The organism is Luteolibacter luteus, from assembly GCF_012913485.1.
Taxonomy (GTDB): Bacteria; Verrucomicrobiota; Verrucomicrobiia; order Verrucomicrobiales; family Akkermansiaceae; genus Haloferula; species Haloferula lutea.
Map to the genome: position 1 here is coordinate 6,082,896 of NZ_CP051774.1, position 15,709 is coordinate 6,098,604.

The 15,709-nt window shown below is 61.6% G+C and carries 19 protein-coding genes; 7 read left to right on the forward strand and 12 right to left on the reverse strand.

Annotated features, from left to right (window positions below; translation table 11 throughout):
• Positions 1–29: 29 nt before the first annotated feature.
• Both pelA and HHL09_RS25000 read right to left on the reverse strand, forming a co-directional pair.
• Entirely contained in the window at positions 30–1,031 is a 1,002-nt protein-coding gene (gene pelA, locus HHL09_RS24995) for a pectate lyase (protein ID WP_169457384.1), read from the reverse strand.
• A gap of 78 nt (positions 1,032–1,109) precedes the next feature.
• Positions 1,110–1,361 carry a hypothetical protein gene (locus HHL09_RS25000; RefSeq protein WP_169457385.1) on the reverse strand — a complete coding sequence of 84 codons (252 nt, stop codon included), beginning with the start codon at positions 1,359–1,361 and terminating at the stop codon, positions 1,110–1,112.
• A gap of 246 nt (positions 1,362–1,607) precedes the next feature.
• Here HHL09_RS25000 and HHL09_RS25005 point away from each other — a divergent pair, with 246 nt between their 5' ends.
• A complete protein-coding gene (locus tag HHL09_RS25005) occupies positions 1,608–2,324 on the forward strand; it encodes an HAD family hydrolase (RefSeq protein ID WP_169457386.1) in 717 nt (238 codons plus the stop codon).
• On the opposite strand, the gene HHL09_RS25010 is transcribed toward HHL09_RS25005, so the two are convergent.
• Positions 2,251–2,958, reverse strand: a complete 708-nt coding sequence (locus tag HHL09_RS25010; RefSeq protein WP_169457387.1) for a class I SAM-dependent methyltransferase — start codon at positions 2,956–2,958, stop codon at positions 2,251–2,253. The genes HHL09_RS25005 and HHL09_RS25010 overlap by 74 nt on opposite strands.
• Before the next feature lie 160 nt (positions 2,959–3,118).
• Between HHL09_RS25010 and HHL09_RS25015 the strand changes: the two genes are divergently transcribed.
• A complete protein-coding gene (locus HHL09_RS25015) occupies positions 3,119–3,730 on the forward strand; it encodes an EF-hand domain-containing protein (protein ID WP_169457388.1) in 612 nt (203 codons plus the stop codon).
• Positions 3,731–3,734: 4 nt separating this feature from the next.
• Here the strand turns inward: HHL09_RS25015 and HHL09_RS25020 are convergent, their stop codons facing one another.
• Positions 3,735–4,196, reverse strand: a complete 462-nt coding sequence (locus HHL09_RS25020) for a GNAT family N-acetyltransferase (RefSeq protein ID WP_169457389.1) — start codon at positions 4,194–4,196, stop codon at positions 3,735–3,737.
• A gap of 5 nt (positions 4,197–4,201) precedes the next feature.
• On the opposite strand from HHL09_RS25020, the gene HHL09_RS25025 reads away from it, so the two are divergent.
• Entirely contained in the window at positions 4,202–5,014 is an 813-nt protein-coding gene (locus tag HHL09_RS25025) for a GNAT family N-acetyltransferase (protein ID WP_169457390.1), read from the forward strand.
• Between the two features lie 75 nt (positions 5,015–5,089).
• Positions 5,090–5,908, forward strand: a complete 819-nt coding sequence (locus HHL09_RS25030; RefSeq protein ID WP_169457391.1) for a PstS family phosphate ABC transporter substrate-binding protein — start codon at positions 5,090–5,092, stop codon at positions 5,906–5,908.
• A gap of 4 nt (positions 5,909–5,912) precedes the next feature.
• Here the strand turns inward: HHL09_RS25030 and HHL09_RS25035 are convergent, their stop codons facing one another.
• Both HHL09_RS25035 and HHL09_RS25040 read right to left on the reverse strand, forming a co-directional pair.
• A complete protein-coding gene (locus HHL09_RS25035; protein ID WP_169457865.1) occupies positions 5,913–6,410 on the reverse strand; it encodes a VOC family protein in 498 nt (165 codons plus the stop codon).
• 160 nt (positions 6,411–6,570) lie between these two features.
• Positions 6,571–7,008, reverse strand: coding sequence for a DUF2383 domain-containing protein (locus HHL09_RS25040; RefSeq protein WP_169457392.1), 438 nt, complete (start codon positions 7,006–7,008; stop codon positions 6,571–6,573).
• A gap of 222 nt (positions 7,009–7,230) precedes the next feature.
• Between HHL09_RS25040 and HHL09_RS25045 the strand changes: the two genes are divergently transcribed.
• Both HHL09_RS25045 and HHL09_RS25050 read left to right on the forward strand, forming a co-directional pair.
• Positions 7,231–7,392: a hypothetical protein gene (locus tag HHL09_RS25045; protein WP_169457393.1), complete on the forward strand. Its 162-nt coding sequence runs from the start codon at positions 7,231–7,233 to the stop codon at positions 7,390–7,392.
• A 157-nt stretch (positions 7,393–7,549) separates the two neighbouring features.
• On the forward strand, positions 7,550–7,786 hold the full coding sequence (locus HHL09_RS25050; protein WP_169457394.1) for a hypothetical protein: 237 nt from the start codon (positions 7,550–7,552) through the stop codon (positions 7,784–7,786).
• Positions 7,787–7,794: 8 nt separating this feature from the next.
• On the opposite strand, the gene HHL09_RS26460 is transcribed toward HHL09_RS25050, so the two are convergent.
• Complete coding sequence (locus HHL09_RS26460) at positions 7,795–9,753, reverse strand: glycosyltransferase (protein ID WP_205760939.1); 1,959 nt, start codon at positions 9,751–9,753, stop codon at positions 7,795–7,797.
• Between the two features lie 343 nt (positions 9,754–10,096).
• Positions 10,097–11,014 (reverse strand): hypothetical protein, encoded by a 918-nt coding sequence (locus HHL09_RS25060; protein WP_169457395.1) that lies wholly within the window; start codon positions 11,012–11,014, stop codon positions 10,097–10,099.
• A gap of 259 nt (positions 11,015–11,273) precedes the next feature.
• On the opposite strand from HHL09_RS25060, the gene HHL09_RS25065 reads away from it, so the two are divergent.
• Positions 11,274–12,731, forward strand: coding sequence for a DEAD/DEAH box helicase (locus tag HHL09_RS25065; protein WP_169457396.1), 1,458 nt, complete (start codon positions 11,274–11,276; stop codon positions 12,729–12,731).
• A 128-nt stretch (positions 12,732–12,859) separates the two neighbouring features.
• Here the strand turns inward: HHL09_RS25065 and HHL09_RS25070 are convergent, their stop codons facing one another.
• The 4 genes from HHL09_RS25070 to HHL09_RS25085 form a co-directional block, all read right to left on the reverse strand.
• Positions 12,860–13,483: a diheme cytochrome c-553 gene (locus tag HHL09_RS25070; RefSeq protein ID WP_169457397.1), complete on the reverse strand. Its 624-nt coding sequence runs from the start codon at positions 13,481–13,483 to the stop codon at positions 12,860–12,862.
• Positions 13,484–13,618: 135 nt separating this feature from the next.
• On the reverse strand, positions 13,619–14,341 hold the full coding sequence (locus tag HHL09_RS25075) for an endonuclease (RefSeq protein ID WP_169457398.1): 723 nt from the start codon (positions 14,339–14,341) through the stop codon (positions 13,619–13,621).
• 58 nt (positions 14,342–14,399) lie between these two features.
• Positions 14,400–15,197: an SDR family NAD(P)-dependent oxidoreductase gene (locus tag HHL09_RS25080; protein ID WP_240963700.1), complete on the reverse strand. Its 798-nt coding sequence runs from the start codon at positions 15,195–15,197 to the stop codon at positions 14,400–14,402.
• Between the two features lie 9 nt (positions 15,198–15,206).
• Positions 15,207–15,635: a DUF6941 family protein gene (locus HHL09_RS25085; protein WP_169457399.1), complete on the reverse strand. Its 429-nt coding sequence runs from the start codon at positions 15,633–15,635 to the stop codon at positions 15,207–15,209.
• Between the last annotated feature and the right edge of the window lie 74 nt (positions 15,636–15,709).

Here is a 15,709-nt window from a genome sequence, read left to right on the forward strand (position 1 = left end):
TGGCAATGGCTCCTTCTTGAAATCGCCTCTCAACGCTGCGGCCAGGACGCGTATTCCTTTAACACCGCATTTCCCCAGGCTCCGTACCACGCGTAACCGTTGCGGCGTTCGGCATCGATCTCGGAGAGCTTGTCCTTCTTCACTCCATCCCGCCCGCAGAAGAACGGGCGTCCTGTTTCCAGATCGTAAAAGCGTGCCCAGAGCACCGGTGCGTCGGCGTCCTCGGTGATCTTGATCGCTCCATCCGTCTTTTCAACCCGAAGCCCCTCGACCTTCGCTTGCTCGAACCATGCGGCCCCTGCTTTCACGGCTTCGGTAACCTGAGGAGAGGGATTCTTGATCGACATCAACAAGCGCAGGATCCCAGCGCTTTCACAACCGCTCAAGGAAGCCAGTTCGAAGGCACGGGCCCCTGCGGGAGCCAGGGTCTTTTCGTCATGCTGCGCGCACCAAACCGTGCGACGCCCTTCGATCACGACCTGGCACTTCACGATGCAGTCCACCCCGCGCTCGAAGGCCTTGCGTGCCGCCTCGCGGCGCGGGTGATCCACGAGGCCTCGTGGCGCCTCATCGGCGGCGAAGCGAAGCAGGTTCAACAAATGAACCATCGTGTCGTCATTGAAAGTGATGTGGCGGGGGTAACCCTTTCCCGGCGGATGGAATTGCGGGAAGCCGCCGTTGGGATACTGCGCGGCCAGGATGTGATCTAGCCCGCGGAGGAAAGCCTTGGCACACGCATCATCGTGTGTGGCCTCGAAAGCACGGGCCAGATAGCGCAGCTCATCTGTCGTAGCCTTGTTGTCGAAGGTGCCTTGGATCTTCGCCGCGTCGCCTTCATGGGCGACCATGCTGTTGTCCTGGTTCTTCGGCCAAGCTCCCGAAGCCGCTTGCCATGAAAGGATGTTGGCGGTGGCAGCAAGACCCTCCTCGCTGCGGAACCACGGGGCATCCTTCTTGAGCAGGCCGGATGGTAGCGCTGCGGAAAGGACATCTGCCGAGAAGATGGCGGCAAGCAGGGTGAGGCGAAGCATCGGCGCGAAGTCTTCCGTAAAAATGAGCCATCGGGATGGCTCGGGAATGTCATCTTTTCGGGCAATGGCGGCTTGTCGCTATCGGCTCACCAGATCCTCATCCGCCGTTCCCTGCTCGTAGTTCTTAAGGTCGATGTCCGGAGGTCCGTCACCGCGTGTGCCGTGGGGTCCGCTGCTATACGTCGCGGGTTTTCTCGCAAGCAGGCTTTCATCGGTAACCGCGTTCTCCCCGCTGGTCGACTGCGCCCGGTGCCGCTCCAGCCACGCATTCAGATCGGAGGCTGCTTCACCGGTACGGGCTGCCTCGTTCAGTTCGGAAAGCGGGAACACGCCTTCGGATTCCCCCGCCAGGGAGTCCGGATTACATGCACGAAGATGAACGAGAGTCGGGGACGCAATTCTCATGCTGCATTTTCGGGCTGACTTCGTCGCTTTGCAAGGGACGCATTTCGGCAGAATTCCAGCACGGGATCGGAGCCGAATCTCTCGCGGGATGCCCTATTGATTTCCTGTGGTTATCACGGTTATGAAATATCACCATTGGTGTTATCGGGTGTTTTTTGCGAAGATAGGGGCATGAAGAAAGCCAAACAGCTCCTCGAAGGAGCCAAAGCGATTCTCTTCGACATGGATGGCGTGCTCGTCGACTCGGAGCCGATGCACGAGCGGTCGATCGTTGCCCTGAGCGCCGAACTCGGCGAAGCGATCACCAGCAAGGAAGTGCTCGATTCCTTCAAGGGGGCTCCCGAATTCATCATGGGCCGCCGTCTGCAAGAGATGTATCCAGCATCCGGCCTCGATGCGGAGCAGATCATCCGCCGCAAGGGCGATCTCTATGAAGGAATGTTCGATCAGGTCTCGTTGCTGCCCGGAGTGCTCGATTTCCTCAAGCAGTCCAAGGCCAACGGCCTCCGCTTCGCCTTGGCCACTTCCGCGAACCGCTTCACGCAGGAACTCAGCTTCAGCGGCCACGGCCTTGCACCTTGGTTCGAGGCGATCGTGACCGGCGAGGACATCACCCGTGGCAAGCCCGATCCTGAGCCTTACCTGCTCGCCGCCTCGAAGCTTGGCATCGCTCCGGAAGATTGCGTCGTGATCGAGGACTCGCTCAATGGCGTCCGCTCCGGCAAGGCCGCGGGCTGCAAGGTCATCGCCATCACCGGCACCTTCCCCCGCATCATCTTGTCAGAGTTGGGCCCGGATCTCATCATCGATGGCTTCAGCGAGCTGCTGTTTCCGAAGGACACCGCGCAAACCAAGCGTGAATCAGCAGCGCTTGGTAAAATAGCGTGACCTCTTCGAACCCGGCGGAGCCGATCAGCCGGCCGAGTTCAGCGGGCGGCAATACCGCCACCTCGCGACTGTAGGCAGCACGCATCCGCTCAAGTTGCTCCGGCGGCACCTCCGCACCGGACTGGATGCGGGCCCATGCCTCCAGCACGCGGCCATACTCTGCGGTGGAGAGGTCTGCGGAAAGATCCGCATTCACCAGATAGCCACCGGGCAGCAATCGCTCGGCCATCCCTGCGAAGAACTCGCGCCGATCCTCCGGCCCGAGGATGAATTGGGAGACGAGGATGGAGGTCACTGCATGGAATTTTTCCGTGGTCGGCAGGGACTCCAGATAGCCCTTGTGAAAAACGCAGCGGCTGGCGATGCCCTCTTCCTCCGCCTTGCTCCGGCAGATGTCCAGCATCGCTCCCGCGGGCTCCAGCGCCGTGAAAGTCCAGCTAGGGAAGCGCTTGGCGAGGACGAACAGTTCGGCACCCGTGCCGACGCCCACGCAGAGGATCCGGGCATCTTCGGGCAGCGTGGAAAGAATCGCGATGGCGAGCTGCAATAGCGTATCGCGGAGCGGTGCCAGCTTCTTCGATCGCTCGTCGTAGCTGGCCGCCTGATTCTTGTCGAAGAAGACCGGGTGGGACATGGGCCGCCGATTCTCAGACGGCACGGCAGCCTTGTCAAATGGGCCTCCGCGTCGCCGCGGGCGCACTTCATTTCATCCGCTGCGCAACTTTCCCCCGCGCCTCCGGTTTGCATGCAGAAGCAGGGAAAAGGTCTGCTCCTTGCCACTCCTCGTCGTTGCCATGAAAGCGAACTCTCTCTGGATCCCGGCCATGGTGGCACTGCTCGCGGCATCCTGTGAAAAACAGGAAGATCCCGCTGCAGCCGCCGCAGCAAAGCCGAAGGCAATCAAGCCTGTGGCAAGCAAGCATCGCCCGGCTTCCGGTACCCCCTCCTCCAGCGCGCCGCTCACGCTGCCCGATGTCGGCGAATCGAAGGCCAGCCTCTCGATGCAGTCCGAGTCCCAGGCTGATCCTGCCGCTCAGGGCCAAGCTCACGCGGGCCCTGCACCCGCAGCACCTTCCCAAGCGCCGATGACCACGGAGGAGGCAAACGCCTGGCGAGAAGGCCGTCGCGCCGAACAGCGTGCGCAGCGGGTCGCCCAGGTGAGCGAGCGGATAAGCGCCCGCTTCAAGGAACGCGATGCCAATGGTGACGGGGTTCTCCAAGCCAGCGAGGTGTCCGAGCAAATGCAGCGTGGATTCAGCCGCATGGACACGAACGGCGACGGCGCATTGGATGCAGCCGAGCAGGAAGCCATGATTCAAAACATGGCCGACCGCGCCGGCAACGATGATGGCCGGGATCGCCGCGGCGGCGGACGTGGCGGACGCGGACCGGGACGCGGGAGGTGAGTTCTTACCACCGCAGCTCCATGAAGATCGTCTCCGCCAGCGGAGTGTCGTAGTACGAGGACCTTCGTACAAATCCCAGGGACTCATAGAGCCGGATCGCCCCCTGCATCGGTGGCAAGGTGTCCAGCAGCATGGAGCGATAGCCGGCGCCCTTCGCTCCCTCGATCAACTGCTCGCACAAGCTGCGGCCAAGGCCTGTCTTTCTGAATTCCGGCCGCACGTAGAGCCGCTTCATTTCACAGATGTCATCCTTGAAGGGCCGGAACGCGGCGCAGCCCGCCAGGGCATCCCCTCCCCGTGCAATCAGAAGGAGGCCTTCCGGTGGCGCGTAGGCCCCCGGCAGTCCCGCCAGCTCAGTCTCGAAACCCTGATATCCCAGATCAAGATTCAGGGCGCGGGCATACTCGATGAAGATCTCGCGGATCCCCGCGAGGTCCTCGGCAGTGCTGGCTCGGGTGATTTCCATGGCGGATGCCCCGGAGGAAATCAGGTCGCTTTCACCGTGGCCACGCCCAAATCGGGTGCCTCACCCTGCTTCCCGCCATTGCCATCCCGACGCTCATCCGCTTGGCTGCTGCAATGCTAGGAAAGGACACACTTGCGAAGGCAGATGCCTATTGGGCCGGAGAGATGGGGCTCCTTGCGGATGAGCTTTTCCGCGAGTCGCTTCACGTTCGCCCGCATGGCGAACGCTTGGCGGATTACAACGGCATCTTCGCGCTCTTTCGCAACGGCAGGACCGCGATCTCCCATCCCGCCGATCGCCCCGATGTGCTCCGTGCCTGCCTGCCTGAAGTGCTCTTTGACCCCGCTCTCTTCGCCGCCGGCTTCCCCGGCAAGATGGTCATCGGCCCTGCCAGTATCGCCTACGCGGAAGCACTCGAAGCCAGTTCGAAAGCACAGCCGCTGACGGCGAGCCACCATCTGCAGGCTCAAGCACTGCGTGACGCCTGTACCGAAAGCGAATGGGTCCACGGCGGTTGCGAGTTGGGGGAGGTCGTTGCCTCGGGTGTCTTTGCCGATGGGAGGCTGGTTGCCCTTGCCAGCTACGAAATCTGGGACGGCAGCATCGCCCACATCTCGATCGTCAGTCATCCCGAGCATCGCGGCCAAGGTCACGGACGGACTGCCGTGGCCCATGTCGCGAAGCGCGCCTTGGAGGCCAGGCTGGTCCCCCAGTATCGCACCCTCATCGCGAACGCACCGTCCATTCGCATCGCCGGATCACTGGGCTTCATCCCCTATGCCACCTCCGTGGCCGTGCGCCTTGGCACGCCAGGTTGAGCATCCCCTGTCACGGATTCGTCACCGCTTGCTTGTTGGTGGACATTCGGGAACTCCGGTGAAGATGTAGGATCTATGAAAAAATTCTCATCTCTCCCCTTAGCGGCTTTATGCCTCCTCGCCGCGCTTGGCACCGCCAGTGCCCAAGTGGTCAGCATCAAGGGATCGGACACCTTGGGAGCCCAGTTGGTGCCCCAGCTTGCCGAGGCCTTCAATGCGAAGAACAAGGACAAGCCCGTGAAGTTCGAGATCGCCGCCGAAGGCTCAGCGGTCGCCTTCACCGCCCTGACCAATGGCACCGCCCACATCGGCATGTCATCACGCCAGGCCACGCCGGCGGAGCTCGCTGCCGCCAAGGCAAAGGGAATCAACCTGAAGGAAATCGTCGCTTGCCACGACATGATCGTCGTCATCGTCAATAAGGCGAATCCCATCAAGAAGCTCAGCCCGAAAGAGGTTGAGAAAATTTTCACGGGTCAGGTAAAGGACTGGGCCGAAGTGAAGGGCATGCCGGGAGAGATCTCGATCTACACCCGAAATACCGCTTCCGGAACCTACAAGGATTGGCAAAAGATCGCCATGAACGGTCGCGACTATGTGAGGACCGCCCAGAAGATGGCGGGCGGCGAGCAAGTCGTTGAGGAGGTCTCCTCAAACAAGAACGGCATCGGCTACGTCGGCCTCGCCTTCTCCGACAAGCCGGGCGTGAAAGGCGTGATGATCGATACCATCGCCCCTCTCGCCGCCAATGCGGAGAAGTATCCCTTCAGCCGCAAGTGCTACTACTACCTTCCGGAGAATGCGGATCAGAATGCAGTCGCCTTTGTGGAATTCGCCACCAGCGAGGAAGGCCACAAGATCGCGAGAAGCCTCGGCTTCGTGCCGGAGGAGTGAGGGGTCACCCCTCGTAGGCCTTCTTCAGTTCGGCGATGTCGAGCTTCTTCATCTGCATCATCGCGCCGAAGGCACGCTTGCAGCGCGGATCGCTCAGGTCCTTGGTGAGATCCCTCAGGATACTTGGCACGACCTGCCAGGAAAGGCCGAACTTGTCCTGCACCCAGCCGCACTGCTGGGCCTCGACTGGACCGCCTTCGCCCAGCTTCTCCCAGAAGTAGTCCACCTCCGCCTGATCGGCACAATCGATCTGGAAGGAGATTGCGGGGCTGAGCGTGAAGTGCGGGCCGCCATTGAGCCCGGTGAAGCGGTGGCCCTCCAGTTCGAATTCCACGACCATCACCGAGCCCGCCGGGCGGCCGTGCTGCTCCTGTCCCACCTCGCTGTAGCGCGAGATCTCCGTGATTCGGGAATTCTTGAAGATGCTCACATAGAAATTCGCGGCTTCTTCGGCCTGATGGTCGAACCAAAGGCAGGGAGTGATTTTCGAGATCATGGTGATGGATGGGTCGGTGGTTTGTGTTGCTCTTCAGGAAGACGACGGATGGAGCAGGTAGGATCGGACAGCCTCGGGGAAACTTTTTCCGGAATCCCAAGCCAAAGCTCCCAAGCGAAAGGGCGGACCATCGGCCCGCCCTTCCATCTTCGCAAGGTGACATCGCTCAACTCGCTCGCAGGCTTTCGAGCGCCGAGACATGCTTGGTCAGCGGGGGTTGGAGATCACGACGGATTACGGTTTTGATTTCGTCCATCACCTCCGGGTTGCGCAGGGCTTCGTCATACTCGTTGATCCCATGCTCCTCGCCTTCTTCCAGCACGGCTAGGGCGGGGCTTTCTCCCAGCAGCTTCGCCGCGCCTTCCACGGCCTTCGCAAAGCTGCCCCAGGCCCCTGAGTTGGTCGCTGGCGTGGCTCCCATGTCCACCAGATGGTCGCAGAGTCGGGCTGCACTGTTCACGTGGTCCGTCCGGATGGACTGGAGCGCGGCACGCTCGGGCTCGGAGCTGAATTTCTCGATGGCCTGCGTGTAGGTTTCGATTGCGGAAAGCTCGCCGCGCAGAAGGCTGTTGCAGATTTCCGCACATTCATCGGTTGCGTTCATATCTTTGGGGTGGGTTGAGGCAGGCGGAATTGCCAGCCCCCTTCTTTGAAGCAAGGGCTATGCGATTTTATAACCCGCTTGTTTCCAGAGGCTGGTGAAATGGCGCAATTGCATATCTCCGCCTTGCCCGGTGCCTCGCATTGCCGATTGCAAAATCCGGTGACCGCGGAAAAAGCGGAGTGTTCCAGTGGACGTCGCGCGAAAGCGGGTGAACTTCCTCCTATGGCAGCAAAACCAAAGGAGCGCGAGGCCGTCGAGGAGAACCGCAAGGCACCGGTCCCCGAGCCGGTGGGCGACGGTTTCCCGAGGGAAAAGGATGTCTCCACGCCCCCTCCCGGCAGCGATCAGGCGCGGCCAGACAAGGAGCGGGATGAGGATCGCTAACGGTTGGGAAAAGCGACTTGATTCCCATCTCCCGGATGGATGACGATGGGAGAAATCGGGTTCCCGAAAAAGAACGGGAACAGTTCATCAGCCCTAACCCCTCCGGTGCGCTGCACCGGTCCCAAGCAAGCGCATGAACAACGTGAAAATCGGCGACATGGTCCGGCTCCCAGGTTTCCCCGGATTGCTCAGAATCGAGGATGTTTCAGGGGCCCGTGGCACGGTTTCGTGGACCTCCTCCACGGGTGATATGATCCGTGGCGAAGTCTTCCTCTCGCAACTCCAGCCCGCCGATTGGTACCAGGGGAAAGGCGAGTGCGTCGAGCAAGTCGGCCAGCCCGCGGACATGCCCTTCCTCCATGAGGAAGACTGGCATCTGCCGCAGGATGGCTGAGGAGCGTGTCAGGCCGAAAGCACGATGCCCGCTTCCCCGCCGACATTCCGGCGTGAGGGGCGTACTTCTTCAGCCAGGCTGGCCATGAACTCCTCATGCTGGATCAGCTCGAGACGTCCGTCGTGGTGTTCCACGATGGCGGTCAGGCTCTCCACCCAGTCTCCGGAATTCAGGTAGCGGATCTCTCCGACCTGCTTGTCCTCCGGCGTGTGGATGTGGCCGCAGATAATGCCGTCGCAGCCTTTCCGCCGTGCGAATTCCTGGAGCTGGGTTTCGTACTCCCCCACGAAGTTCACTGCGGACTTCACCCGCGCTTTGATCGCCTTGCTCACCGAGTAGTATTCCTTCCCGCGCCACGCACGGTAGCGGTTGTAGACCCGGTTGGCGGCAAGCAGCGCATCGTAGCCGATCGCCCCCAGCACCGCGATCCACTTGTGATTCGTGGAGACGGAGTCGAAGCCATCGCCATGCACCACCAGGTAGCGCTTTCCATCCACGCCCTTGTGAATGTGCTCCTTCACGAATTGCAGCTTGCCGAAGCCGAGCGGTAGGAAGCGTTCCAGGATGTCATCGTGATTGCCGCGGAGATACACCACCTCGGTATCGTCCTTCTCCATCTTCTTCAGCACGGTGCGGATGAAGCGGCTGTGGCGCTTGCGCCACTTCGCGCCGCGCTTCAGGGCCCACCCGTCGATGATGTCGCCATTCAGCACCAGCTTCTCGCAGCGGGTGTGTTTCAGGAAATCGATGACTTCGTGGACCTTCGCATCCGCCGTGCCGAGGTGCACATCGGAGATGAAGATAGTGCGGAAGTTCCGCTTCGGGCGCTTCTTGCGCTCCTTGAGCGTGAGGGTCACCGGACCGCGGGCCTCGGAGGCTTCGCGCAGGTGGTTCTCGAACGACTCGACCACCTGGTCCCAGCCGAGGTTTTCGGCGGAGGCACGGGCGCGCCTCCGGAAGGAATCATCACGCCAGCGCTGCAGCGCGGCCATGCACTCGCCAAGGTAGGCATCCCCATTCCCCTTGGGTGACTTCAGGCCATTGTGCCCATGCTCCACGTGGCGCGCGGAGGCGGCGTAATCGTGGCTCACCGTGACCAGCCCGCTGGCCATGCCCTCCAGCAGCACATTGCCGAAGGTCTCGGTCTCGCTGGGAAAAAGCAGGATATCGGCGGACGCATAGTGGCGCGCCAGATCCTCGCCGGTCTGCATCCCGGCGAAGTGGACGAAGGAGTGCTCCACCCGCAGCTTCTCACGCAGCGGGCCGTCGCCCACCACCACGCAGCGCAGATCCGGCACGAGCTCCCGCATCTTGCGAAAGCATTCCATGGCGAAGGGCAGGTTCTTTTCCGCAGCCACCCGGCCCACGATGATCGCGACCGGTGATTCGCCTCGCGCACCCCAAGTAGCACGCAGGGAGGCGTCTCGCTTCTCCGGATGGAAGAGCTCGGTATCCACGCCGCGACCGAGCAGCCGCACGTTGTTGAAACCCTCGCGACGCAGCATGTCCACCAGGTCGGAGGTGGGTGCCATGGTCAGATCCGCACGATTGTGCACGCGCTTCAGGTAGGACATCGCCGCGGGCTGCAAGCCCCCGAGGCGATACTGCTCCATGTACTGATGGAAATTCGTGTGGAAGCCGGCGGCCACCGGGATCTCCAGCGAGTTCGCCGTCTTGATCGCGGAGCTGCCCAGCGGGCTCTCCGTGGCCACATACACGGCATCCGGCCGGCGCTTCATCCAGCGCTTCCGCAGCTTGAACGGGCCCGGCAAGCCGACCCGCACCTCCTTGTAACCCGGCAGCGGGAGCGAGGCTGTCACGGTTTCCCCCGGTCCCCCGCCCTCTCCGGTGCGGATGACATGAACCAAGTGCCCGCGCCGGCGCAACCCGTCGCAAAGCCGACCGAGCGTCATGGCCACGCCGTTGACGTCGGGAGCGAAGGTATCGGTGACGATGTCAATTCTCATGGATATTCAAGAGATTTAAACAATCTGCACCTAGCATGTAGCATGAGGGACTTGCGGCATGTCTTACCTTTCACGTGGCGATTTCGACACGTGCTCCGCTCCCAGAGGTAGGACCCCTCGCCTCCGCCGCCACGGGTAATCAGGAGGTAGGTCGGACGCCCAAGCAACCATCCTTGGGAACCGAGCCTCTCTGAAAGCCCCCTGTGGCAAGTAGACACTCCTGCCCGCCCCCCACAGCGCTCCAGTCCCAATCGCACCTTCCCCCGCAAGGGAAAGACCGCAGGCTCAAGGGTGCGAACGGAGCGACCGAGTCAGAGATTGCCGATCAAGGGGATCCCCTCTCTCACGGAGCCAATCCCGGCAACAAGCTTGCGGTCGTTGGCACCGTCACGTCCTTCAGTTCGGTGTCCGGCTTCAGGTTCAGGGTGATGTTCGCTGGAGATCCCTTCAGCTTCGACTTGCTGTCCTTCACGTAGAGGTCCACCTCGATCGGCTTGGACATGCCTTCGATCTTCTCCGAGTCGTCGGTGAAGGTGCAACCCTCGAAGATGCACTCACGGGTCAGCAGCAGGAAGCTCACCGGGATGGTGCATTTCACGAAGCGCGATTGCGAAACCCGCAGCCACTTCTCATTCACGTAGTTCACCGGCTCCTTCTTGCGATAGTCCATGGACGGCATCTCGATCCCTTCGAGCACGCAGTTCTGAATGCGGAAGCCGGTATCCGTCAGGTTCAGCGGATTCGCGAAATTCTTCCGGATGATGCAGCTCTCGAAGTAATACTTCCCCGCCAGATCGCCCCCGTACCACACGCCCGTCTTGCCGAACCGGCAATCATCAAAGCCGCAATTGATAAAGTAATAGCGGCACGCATGATCGACCTCCAGAGGTAGCTGGAGGAAGCGGCACTTCCGGGCGATCACATTGCCACCGGAGATTTCCACCCGCCCGCTCTTGGTGCCGGTCCACACGCTGCCCGGTGCGATCACCATGGTCGGCCACTTCTTCTTCATGCGGTCGCCGATCACGATATGCGAATGCACGCGCTCCTTTCCTGCGGGAATGGTCATCGGCTCCAGCCAGCGATCCTTGATGTCAAAGGCGGCCTTGTTCTCCGGTGGAGCATCCGCAGGCACTTCCACCGCTTCGAGCGGCTTCAGCTCCTGAGCCATCGCGAAAGGCAGCGCGAAAGCCACCAATGCGACACGGCACGAAGTGCGGAAATTACTCCACAGCGCCGGAGGGGTTTCGCCTGAGATCATAACTCCTCCTATCCGGATGGCATATCCCTGTCAAAACCCCAGCGTGTGAGCAGACGGGTAAGTGCGGGCGATTCGCCTTGCGCGCCTCGAAAATGGGTGTATGAATCTCGCGCGCCGACCGAGGTCGGCAGGAACCAATTGACGGTTCCGCCCCCTTTCCGGTCTTCATCGATGAGAGATTGATCTGGGATCTACCTGACGCTCATCGAGACCCGCCAGCCGCCGAAATCCATTCGCGCCGGCAGGCATTTAAAACAACATGACCCCTCAGACCTTTGAGGCGTTGCCGCTGGCTGCGCCCCTGCAACGCGCTTTGCGCGAACTCGAATATTCCGTGCCTTCGCCGATCCAGGCCCAGGCGATTCCCCTTTTGTTAGAAGGCCGCGACCTGCTCGGTTGCGCCCAGACCGGCACCGGCAAGACCGCGGGCTTCGCGCTTCCGATCTTGAATGCGCTGAACGAGCGCCCACGCCCGCTGAAGGCGAAGACCGCGCGCACTCTGGTACTCACCCCGACCCGCGAACTTGCGGTCCAGGTGGCAAAGAGCTTCAATACCTATGGCAAGCATGTCCGCTTCCGCCAGACCCTGATCTACGGTGGCGTGGGCCAGAACCCGCAGGTCGCCGCGATGCGAACCGGCGTGGATGTCCTCGTGGCGACACCGGGACGTCTTCTTGATCTCATCGACCAGCGCTTCTTGGATCTCTCCGGCGTGGAGTTCTTCGTGCTGGATGAAGTCGACCGCATGCTCGACATGGGCTTCCTGCGCGATGTGAAGCGCATCGTTGCGATGCTTCCGCAGCAGCGCCAATCGCTCTTCTTCTCCGCTACCTTGGCTCCGAGCATCGTCGAACTGGCCGAGTCGATCCTGCGCAATCCCGCGAAGGTGACCATCGCACCGCAATCGACCACTGCCGAGCGCGTTGAGCAAAAGGTGGCCTTCATTCACAAGGAGCACAAACGCTCGCTGCTGGAGCAACTGCTCAAAGAGCAGTCCGAGGCCAGTGAATCGAAGCTCACCATCGTCTTCAGTCGCACCAAGCATGGTGCCAACAAGCTGGCAAAGGGCCTTACCGCTGCCGGTTTCCAGGCAGATGCCATCCACGGCAACAAGTCCCAAGCCCAGCGCGAGAAGGCGCTCGAACGTTTCCGCAAGGGCCTCGTCCCCGTACTTGTCGCCACCGATGTGGCAGCACGTGGCGTCGACGTGAAGGACGTCGGGCTGGTGGTGAACTACGATCTGCCGAACGAACCGGAAGCTTACGTTCATCGCATCGGCCGTACCGGTCGCGCAGGTGCGGAAGGCCGCTCCGTGTCCTTCTGCTCGGATGAAGAACTCGAGTTCCTGCGGGACATCGAGAAGATCATCCGCATGCCCGTGCCGCGCTGGGATGACCATCATTGGCATAAGGAAGACTTGGCTGAGAAGCACGCTCGCGGTGTGCGCATTCCATCCGCCCCGAAGCCGAAGCCGCAGGGCCGCTCTCACAATGGCGGCAACCGTGGCAATCAGCCCTCGCGTCGGCCCCAGAACGGAGCCGGCAATACCGCAGGACATGCTCCGAAAGCCGGAGCACCGGCAGGCAATGCATCGCGTCCCTCGCACGAAGCGCCGAAACAGGCTGTCAGTGATCAGGCGGCGGGAACTCGCAATCCATCACGTCGTCGCCGTAGCCGCCGTGGTCGCGGTCGCGGACCGGTTTCGCGTCAGGCTTGAGGAACTTCATGCTCCCGGCGTGCTGCCTTGCGAGGCGGCCTCCGGGAGCGATGTGGAGGGCGGGCACTCTCGCCCGCTGCTAACAGGTCGCTCCGGACAGACACCGACCGCCAAGCCGTCCGGAAGAATCAATACCTCCTTCCTGCCGGTCGTCCCGCGATTGTCTCCATGGCGGTCGTATTGGTGGCAGAGGTCATCGGCGCCGGCACCGGATCCGGCACGTTGTTATAGACCGGCGGCAAACTACTAAGGTAGGCGTAGATCGCCTTCAGGTCTTCATCCGGGGACGCCGCCAGCTGCTGCCATGGCATCGGCGGCAAGATTTCCCTGCCATGGCCACGGCGCTTGCCCGTGCGCATCGCCTTGATGAAGGTATCTTCCGACCACATGCCTGTTGCCGGATCCGAGGTCAGGTTTGAAGCATAGCTGATCCCCCAGGGACCTTCCCATGCGGTCTTGCCTGCGGTGGCCGGTCCTTGGCTGTTAGCCATGAGTTGGCCTGGTTCCAGTTCTTCCTCGGCGGGATGACCGGCGAAGAGCCGCGCCTTGTCTTCGATCAGTCCCATCTCGGTCATGATCTTCGGTGTGTGACAGTCCGAGCAGTTGCCAGCCCGCACCAGGGACTCTCCGCGGGCCATCATCTCTTCGTGGCTCGCCGGTTTGCGGAAGCCTTCACTCCCCGGCCTGACGACGAGCAGGGCTGCCGCGATGGCCAGAAAGCCCAAGGATGCATAGGTCAGAGGAAATTTCATGGCGTGTGGAGGGGTTGTTGTGGCAATGAGACCCTTCAGGGCCTTGCCTTATTCATCCAGCCACGCTTTTCGCGCTTCGTATATGGACCGAACGGTGTAAGGAAAACTCCCACCGTTGCTACCTGAAGCGCTTATTCAGCGCCGCTCCAGCACCGTGAAGATCACCGCTTTTCTTGTGCGGTCAATCCCCACGAGGCCACCGGTCTTCGGGTCCGCGGCGATCCCTTGTCCGGGGAAAGGCGAGTCCACCGTATCGATCCACTGCATCGTCTTCCCTTCTGCGGGCAGCTTCAAACGATACACGCGTTTGTGATCGTGGCCCGTTGCAAGCAGCACATCTCCTTGCCAGACCGCACCGGACAAGCTGGCGCTGCCCCAATCTTTTACCAAATCCGCCGGGTAATCCCAGCGGCCGGTTTCATGCCACGATTCATCAAAGCGCAACAACAGCGACTTCGTATTGTCCTTTCCGTAATGGGCGAAGTGGCACCACCACTCCTTCCCTTTCCTTAGCGCCCAGGTAAGGCTGCCCGGAGGATCATCAAAGCGATGAAACAGCCCGAGTTCCATCGTCTCCGGATCCAGCACGCGGATCTCGCCCTGCTCCGGCTTCAGCGGAAAGTTCGAATGTGCGGCGTAGACCTTCCCATCGAGAATGACCGCGCTGTTGAGATGAGATGCCTTTCCCTTGCTTAGCGCGAGTTCTTCGCCCGTCGCCCGATCAAGCTTCGCGATCGCGGTGCTCGAAACGGCATAGACGAACTTCTCATCCGCCGCAGCCGCCTGCGTGGCATGCGGCGAAGGCATCGCCTGCTTTTCCACGTAAGCTTCCCCTGCGAAGGAATGGGATGCTGCCATCCAGAGAAGGCAGCACCCCATGCTTCGAAAGCAAGGCCACATGAGCGGCATGCAGGGATTATCTCCGCGGACGCGAAGACATGATCAACCGCACCAGCGCGATCGGCACCAGCGAGATGGCGGCAGCGGCCAAGGCGATTTTCAGCCCGGGATAAACACGCGGCTTGTCCCAAGCGAGACCCTCCAGCGCTTCGCTCACCACCTGTTCCTGCGGCACGTAGAACCACTCCCGCGAGCCCCAGTCTTTTCCGGGGCCACGGCCTGCCACTCCGCCGAACTCGGTGTGCACCGGTCCCGGGCAAAGCGCCATCACGCGGATCCCGTGCTCGCGCACCTCGATCCGCAGCGCTTCGGAGAAACTGGTCACGTAGGCCTTCGTCGCCGCATACACCGCGAAGTCCGGGATCGGAAGGATGCTGGCAAGCGAGCTCACATTGATGATCGCGCCGCCCTGCTGCTCGATCATCGTCGGCAGAAGAGCGTGCGTCAGATGCGTCAGTGCCTCGATGTTGAGGCGCAGCATCGACTCCACCTTCATCCAATCGGAAGTCGCGAACTCACCGTAATCCCCCATGCCGGCATTGTTCACCAGCAAGTCGGGAACCAGGCCTTTCGAGAGCAAGTGACCCACCGTCTGCAAGCGCGCGGATGGATCGGTCAGATCCGCCTCCAGCGGCATCACCCGCAGGCCGGGATAAGCTTTCTCCAGGTCGCCAGCCAGCTCGACCAAGCGCTCGGAGCGCCGGGCCACCAGTACCAGCGTCCGGCACTGGGGTGCCAGCTGGCGGGCGAATTCGGCCCCGATGCCGGCGGATGCGCCGGTCACCAAGGCACAGGAATAACGGGCTTCCGTCACGCGATACGATCAGGCAACGGGTTCCGGCTGCGGCTGCTGGGCCACTTGCACGATGCGCAGCGGCAAGCGCATCAGCAGTTCGCCGTCGCAACCAAGGTCGATCGAGTAGATGCCGGCTTTCGGGAAACGAAGGCCCTGCAGGTTCATGATCACGTTGCGGGTCAGGAAAGGCGTGCCCGGCGGAAGCTGGACTTCGAATTCCGGCTCGATCGGCATGTTCTGCGGATCGAGCGACTCGCCGTCTTCATTGATGATGTTGATGGAAAGCTTGTGGCGGCCGCTGTCTTCCTGCGTGAAGCAGAAGCGGAGCGCGAGGGAGCACATCGGATGAACCACCGGGAGCGCACGCGCGGCGAGGGTGTCGAAGGTTCCGGAAACCACGAGCTTGCCATTGTAGTCGGCGGCGAAGTCGCAAAGGGTGGCGATTTGGATGTCCATGGAATTGGATGCTTGGGTCGTTTCGAATAAGACCCCTCGTAACGGGGGCATGGGGTATCTGCCGCCAAAGTGAC

Bases quoted from the DNA above. Each gene is read 5' to 3' on its own strand.
- pelA (WP_169457384.1), bottom strand. From the start codon at position 1,031: ATGCTTCGCCTCACCCTGCTTGCCGCCATCTTCTCGGCAGATGTCCTT.
- HHL09_RS25005 (WP_169457386.1), top strand. From the start codon at position 1,608: ATGAAGAAAGCCAAACAGCTCCTCGAAGGAGCCAAAGCGATTCTCTTC.
- HHL09_RS25010 (WP_169457387.1), bottom strand. From the start codon at position 2,958: ATGTCCCACCCGGTCTTCTTCGACAAGAATCAGGCGGCCAGCTACGAC.
- HHL09_RS25015 (WP_169457388.1), top strand. From the start codon at position 3,119: ATGAAAGCGAACTCTCTCTGGATCCCGGCCATGGTGGCACTGCTCGCG.
- HHL09_RS25020 (WP_169457389.1), bottom strand. From the start codon at position 4,196: ATGGAAATCACCCGAGCCAGCACTGCCGAGGACCTCGCGGGGATCCGC.
- HHL09_RS25025 (WP_169457390.1), top strand. From the start codon at position 4,202: ATGCCCCGGAGGAAATCAGGTCGCTTTCACCGTGGCCACGCCCAAATC.
- HHL09_RS25030 (WP_169457391.1), top strand. From the start codon at position 5,090: ATGAAAAAATTCTCATCTCTCCCCTTAGCGGCTTTATGCCTCCTCGCC.
- HHL09_RS25040 (WP_169457392.1), bottom strand. From the start codon at position 7,008: ATGAACGCAACCGATGAATGTGCGGAAATCTGCAACAGCCTTCTGCGC.
- HHL09_RS25045 (WP_169457393.1), top strand. From the start codon at position 7,231: ATGGCAGCAAAACCAAAGGAGCGCGAGGCCGTCGAGGAGAACCGCAAG.
- HHL09_RS25050 (WP_169457394.1), top strand. From the start codon at position 7,550: ATGGTCCGGCTCCCAGGTTTCCCCGGATTGCTCAGAATCGAGGATGTT.
- HHL09_RS26460 (WP_205760939.1), bottom strand. From the start codon at position 9,753: ATGAGAATTGACATCGTCACCGATACCTTCGCTCCCGACGTCAACGGC.
- HHL09_RS25060 (WP_169457395.1), bottom strand. From the start codon at position 11,014: ATGATCTCAGGCGAAACCCCTCCGGCGCTGTGGAGTAATTTCCGCACT.
- HHL09_RS25065 (WP_169457396.1), top strand. From the start codon at position 11,274: ATGACCCCTCAGACCTTTGAGGCGTTGCCGCTGGCTGCGCCCCTGCAA.
- HHL09_RS25070 (WP_169457397.1), bottom strand. From the start codon at position 13,483: ATGAAATTTCCTCTGACCTATGCATCCTTGGGCTTTCTGGCCATCGCG.
- HHL09_RS25075 (WP_169457398.1), bottom strand. From the start codon at position 14,341: ATGGCAGCATCCCATTCCTTCGCAGGGGAAGCTTACGTGGAAAAGCAG.
- HHL09_RS25085 (WP_169457399.1), bottom strand. From the start codon at position 15,635: ATGGACATCCAAATCGCCACCCTTTGCGACTTCGCCGCCGACTACAAT.